Here is a 5,980-nt window from a genome sequence, read left to right on the forward strand (position 1 = left end):
CAGGGGCTTTCAAAAAGAATCCGGCAGCGACCTACTCTCCCACGCGGTTTCCCGCGGAGTACCATCGGCTCTGGAGGGCTTAACTTCCGTGTTCGGGATGGGAACGGGTGTGACCCCTCCGACATTGCCACCGGAAAAGCGAATGACGGTGCATACGAAGGGTAAGTTGCAAGCTTCTGCTTGAGTGAAGCCTCTTTGAGAAGTCAAAGAAGCAATTGAGAATAGCTGTTGTCTTCCGGGCGGACGCACATGGTGGCGTCCTGGCCTCGGCCTTGGCCCCGAGTCCCTTACTCCCCGCGTGGGGGCATGCAAGAGAAGGGGGGAAGTAAGCCGCTCGACTTATTAGTACTGGTTAGCTTAACGCGTTACCGCGCTTACACACCCAGCCTATCAACGTGGTAGTCTTCCACGAGTCTTCAGGGGCTTGCGCCCGGGATACCTGGTCTTGAGGTCGGTTTCCCGCTTAGATGCTTTCAGCGGTTATCCAATCGGCACATGGCTACCCAGCGATGCCTCTGGCGAGACAACTGGTACACCAGCGGTGCCTCCAACCCGGTCCTCTCGTACTAAGGTCAGAGCCTCTCAAGTATCCTACGCCCACAGCAGATAGGGACCAAACTGTCTCACGACGTTTTGAACCCAGCTCGCGTACCGCTTTAATTGGCGAACAGCCAAACCCTTGGGACCTGCTCCAGCCCCAGGATGCGATGAGCCGACATCGAGGTGCCAAACCTCCCCGTCGATGTGAACTCTTGGGGGAGATAAGCCTGTTATCCCCGGAGTACCTTTTATCCGTTGAGCGATGGCCCTTCCATTCAGGACCACCGGATCACTATGACCTGCTTTCGCACCTGCTCGACCTGTCGGTCTCGCAGTCAAGCTCCCTTATGCCATTGCACTCGACGCCCGGTTTCCAATCGGGCTGAGGGAACCATCGCGCGCCTCCGTTACTTTTTGGGAGGCGACCGCCCCAGTCAAACTACCCACCAGACAGTGTCCCAGTCCCGGCTGACGAGACATGGTTAGACACCAGAAATCAGCAGGGTGGTATTTCACCGTTGCCTCCACCGAACCTAGCGGCCCGGCTTCAAAGGCTCCCACCTATCCTACACAGCCAATCCCTAGTGTCACTGTCAAGTTGTAGTAAAGGTTCACGGGGTCTTTCCGTCTTGCTGCGGGTAAACTGCATCGGCACAGCTATTTCAATTTCGCTGAGTCCCTCTCCGAGACAGTGCGGAAGTCGTTACTCCATTCGTGCAGGTCGGAACTTACCCGACAAGGAATTTCGCTACCTTAGGACCGTTATAGTTACGGCCGCCGTTTACTGGGGCTTCGGATCATCGCTTCGCCTTGCGGCTGACGAATCCCCTTAACCTTCCAGCACCGGGCAGGAGTCAGACCCTATACGTCGGCTTGTCGCCTTCGCAGAGTCCTGTGTTTTTGGTAAACAGTCGCTACCGCCATTTCTCTGCAACCTCTCTCGGCTTCGGCTGTACGCCTACACCTACCAGAGGCCCACCTTCTTCCGAAGTTACGGTGGAAATTTGCCTAGTTCCTTGGAGGAGAGTTCTCTCAAGCGCCTTAGGATTTTCTCCTCACCCACCTGTGTCGGTTTGCGGTACGGACACCCTGCAGACTCCCTGCGGGACTTTTCTTGGAAGCAGAGCATCAGCGACTTACCCCTTGCGGGGCGCCATGGGGTCTCGGGGATGACTGCCGCGCCTTTATTCGTACGCGACACCCCTACGCCTTTAGACTGACACAACCACCGGTCAGCTCGCCTAGCTTTCTCCGTCCTCCCTCAGTTCAACGTCTGCAAGATGGCGCAGGAATATTAACCTGCTTGCCATCACCTACGCCTTTCGGCCTCGGCTTAGGACCCGGCTAACCCTGGGAAGATTAACTTGACCCAGGAAACCTTGGGTTTACGGCGAGGGGGTTTCTCACCCCCTTTATCGCTACTCATTTCGGCATCAGCACTCCCAGTCGCTCCAGCAGCCTTTTCAGTCTACCTTCGCTGCAACTGGGACGCTCCCCTACCGCCATACGCGCCTGACGCGCATGACCCGAAGCTTCGGCACTAGTCTTGAGCCCCGTTACATTTTCGGCGCGGCCTGTCTTGACCAGTGAGCTATTACGCTTTCTTTAAAGGATGGCTGCTTCTAAGCCAACCTCCTGGTTGTCAATGACCTGCCACATCCTTTCTAGTGTTCACTTAGACTAGATTTGGGGGCCTTAGCTGTCGGTCTGGGTTATTCCCCTCTTGCCAATGGACGTTATCACCCACTGACTGCGTCCCGGGATAACAATTGCCGGCATTCGGAGTTTGGTACGGTTTGGTAATCTGGTGAGACCCCTAGCCGTTCCAGTGCTCTACCTCCGGCATTGAATTGCCCGAGCCGATACCTAAATATCTTTCGGGGAGAACCAGCTATCACGGAGTTTGATTGGCCTTTCACCCCTACACACAGCTCATCCCAGAAATTTTCAACTTTCATGAGTTCGGTCCTCCATGCGGTGTTACCCGCACTTCAACCTGGCCATGTGTAGATCACCCCGCTTCGGGTTATAATACACGCAACTTAGCGCCCTATTCGGACTCGCTTTCGCTCCGGCTCCACCTATCGGCTTAGCCTCGCTACGTATATTAAGTCGCCGAATCATGATGCAAAAGGTACGCTCTCGCACTGGCTTGCGCCGTAGTGCTCGAACTGCTTGTAGACATGCGGTTTCAGGTTCTTTTGACTCCCCTCACCGGGGTTCTTTTCACCTTTCCCTCGCGGTACTTGTTCACTATCGGTCGCCAAGGAGTATTTAGGCTTACCGGATGGTCCCGGCAGATTCAGACAGGATTGCACGTGTCCCGTCTTACTTGGGTAACCCGCTCAGCTCCAACTGGCTTTCACGTACGCGACTATCACGCTCTTTGGTGCGTCTTTCCAGGACGCTTCCGTTAGCCTGTCAAAGTCCTACCGCGGACCCGCTACCCCACCGCCATTTGCATGACGTTGGTTTGGCCTCTTCCCATTTCGCTCGCCACTACTTTGGGAATCACTCATTGTTTTCTCTTCCTCAGGGTACTGAGATGTTTCACTTCCCCTGGTTCGCTCTGCAACCCTATGGATTCAGATTGCAGTAACGCAGCTATTCGCCGCGCTGGGTTTCCCCATTCGGACATCTCCGGATCAACGTTTGGTTGGCAACTCCCCGAAGCTTTTCGCAGCCACCCACGTCCTTCATCGCCTCTTGGCACCTAGGCATCCACCGCACGCCCTTAGTAGCTTACTTGCCCTGATCTCTTGTCGTCACGCCCGCCTCCCGGCGGATTGTCGAAACTCGTGACCAAGGCCCAGACCTCTGCTCTTCGCTAGCAGGCCCGGAAGACTTCATTCTTTGCTGTTCTCATTGCTTCTTCTTCTTGTGTGGGAGACTTCGCTTTTGCCTCACTCGGCTGCCTCGCGGCGCCAGGTGAAGCTCATTTCGAAGTCGGCACTTCTGTTGAGAACTTCACTCAGCAGAAATTGCAACTTACCCTTCGTATGCACTTGTCAAAGAACGTCCCTGCGACTTCCAGGAAACTTGTGGAGCTGATCGGGTTCGAACCGACGACATCCAGCTTGCAAAGCTGGCGCTCTCCCAGCTGAGCTACAGCCCCGACTCTCGCGTCAGCACCAATCCACTCCTTGCTTTCCCTCCAGTGAGGGAAGTGAGTGGTGGGCCTAGGTGGACTTGAACCACCGACCTCGCGCTTATCAGGCGCGCGCTCTAGCCAGCTGAGCTATAGGCCCAGGGGGGCTAAAGCGTCGGCGAACCCTACAGCGTCCTTCATTCTCAAAGAGCCGAGCCAACCTTCGCTCAGTCCTTCAAAACCAAACAGCAAGCCCGAAGTTCATAATGGATTGTTTACCGGAAACATTGACCTAGTTAGACCTGACAGCCCGAAGGCTGCTGGCATCGCCTACTCCCCCGAAGGGTGAGTCCGATGCCCGGTCTCCTTAGAAAGGAGGTGATCCAGCCGCAGGTTCCCCTACGGCTACCTTGTTACGACTTCACCCCAGTTACCGAGCACTCCTTGGGCATCTCTTGGTGAGATGACTTCTGGAGCAATCGACTCCCATGGTGTGACGGGCGGTGTGTACAAGGCCCGGGAACGTATTCACCGCAGCGTGCTGATCTGCGATTACTAGCGATTCCTCCTTCATGGAGTCGAGTTGCAGACTCCAATCTGAACTGAGACCGGTTTTCTGCGATTAGCTCCCCCTCGCGGGTTTGCAGCGCTCTGTACCGGCCATTGTAGCACGTGTGTAGCCCTGGTCATAAAGGCCATGAGGACTTGACGTCATCCCCACCTTCCTCCGGTTTAACACCGGCAGTCCCTCTAGAGATCCACTTGCGTGGCAACTAAAGGCGAGGGTTGCGCTCGTTGCGGGACTTAACCCAACATCTCACGACACGAGCTGACGACAGCCATGCAGCACCTGTCTCTCGGTTCCCTTGCGGGCACTCCCTCATCTCTGAAGGATTCCGAGGATGTCAAGACCAGGTAAGGTTCTGCGCGTTGCGTCGAATTAAACCACATGCTCCACCGCTTGTGCGGGCCCCCGTCAATTCCTTTGAGTTTTAGTCTTGCGACCGTACTTCCCAGGCGGAGAACTTAATGCGTTAGCTACGGCACCGCGGGGGTCAACTCCCACGACACCTAGTTCTCATCGTTTACGGCGTGGACTACCAGGGTATCTAATCCTGTTTGCTACCCACGCTTTCGCGTCTCAGCGTCAGTTACCGTCCAGGTGGCCGCCTTCGCCACCGGTGTTCCTCCCCATATCTACGAATTTCACCTCTACTTGGGGAATTCCGCCACCCTCTCCGGCACTCAAGCTCTGCAGTTTCGGGCGCACTTCCTCAGTTGAGCTGAGGGCTTTCACACCCGACTTGCAAAGCCGCCTACACGCGCTTTACGCCCAATAATTCCGAACAACGCTTGCACCCTCTGTATTACCGCGGCTGCTGGCACAGAGTTAGCCGGTGCTTCTTCTCCCGGTACCGTCAAGCCGAAGGATGTTAGCCTTCGGGTTTTCGTCCCGGTCGAAAGTGCTTTACAATCCAAAGACCTTCATCACACACGCGGCGTTGCTGCGTCAGGCTTTCGCCCATTGCGCAAAATTCCCCACTGCTGCCTCCCGTAGGAGTCTGGACCGTGTCTCAGTTCCAGTGTGGCTGATCGTCCTCTCAGACCAGCTACCCGTCGTTGCCTTGGTGGGCCATTACCCCGCCAACTAGCTGATGGGCCGCGGACTCATCTGGTTGTGATAGCTTGTATACAGAGGCCACCTTTTCCCTCAGTCTCCGAAGAAACCGTGGGCTTATCCGGTATTAGCCAATCTTTCGACTGGTTATCCCAGGCATCCAGGCAGATTATCCACGTGTTACGCACCCGTGCGCCGCTCTACTAAGGGTTGCCCCTATTCGCGCTCGACTTGCATGTGTTAGGCACGCCGCCAGCGTTCGTTCTGAGCCAGGATCAAACTCTCCAATTGTATTCTTGGTTTGCTTGAACCGGCGTTCCCCGAGACCCGGCTAAGGAGTCTCGGCTCGCTGATTCGTCGGCACTTCCCTCTCGCTGCGCTTTTCAGCGCTGCTTTTAGAGGTGAAGCGCCCTCAAAAAATTGACTGCGGGTTTCCGCAATCCATTACTACTTGGGCTTGCTATTTGGTTTTCAAAGACCGAGCCGCTTGTCTTGCTTCGCGACTTTTGCTACCCTGCGTCTCGCCGGCTTTGTTTCAACCGGCGGGGTTGCAGCTTCTATTTCAGTTCGCAGTCAGCGTCAACTTCACTTTTGCGTCCTGCGGGCTGCTTCGAATCTCGTCGGCGCCGTCCAGTGACTTCCGCCGCTTCTTTTCGAAGGGGAGCGGCTTCTACTTCAGCGCCGCCTTCCCTGTCAACCGCTTGCTGTCAGCTTCTCTCACCGCTTGCCGTCCG

The 5,980-nt window shown here is 55.8% G+C and carries 2 tRNA genes and 3 rRNA genes; all 5 read right to left on the reverse strand.

What is annotated here, in order from left to right:
• Window positions 1-18: 18 nt before the first annotated feature.
• The 5 genes from rrf to D7W81_RS39295 all read right to left on the reverse strand — a co-directional run bounded on the left by rrf (window position 19) and on the right by D7W81_RS39295 (window position 5,537).
• Window positions 19-135 (reverse strand): 5S ribosomal RNA (gene rrf / locus D7W81_RS39275).
• Window positions 136-321: 186 nt separating this feature from the next.
• Window positions 322-3,288: ribosomal RNA gene (locus tag D7W81_RS39280) — 23S ribosomal RNA — on the reverse strand.
• A gap of 294 nt (window positions 3,289-3,582) precedes the next feature.
• Window positions 3,583-3,655, reverse strand: a tRNA-Ala gene (locus D7W81_RS39285).
• A gap of 56 nt (window positions 3,656-3,711) precedes the next feature.
• Window positions 3,712-3,788 (reverse strand) — tRNA-Ile (locus D7W81_RS39290).
• Between the two features lie 211 nt (window positions 3,789-3,999).
• Window positions 4,000-5,537: ribosomal RNA gene (locus D7W81_RS39295) — 16S ribosomal RNA — on the reverse strand.
• The 16S, 23S and 5S rRNA genes sit together here with 2 tRNA genes alongside, the layout of an rRNA operon.
• Window positions 5,538-5,980: the final 443 nt, after the last annotated feature.

The organism is Corallococcus aberystwythensis (assembly GCF_003612165.1).
Taxonomy (GTDB): domain Bacteria; phylum Myxococcota; class Myxococcia; order Myxococcales; family Myxococcaceae; genus Corallococcus; species Corallococcus aberystwythensis.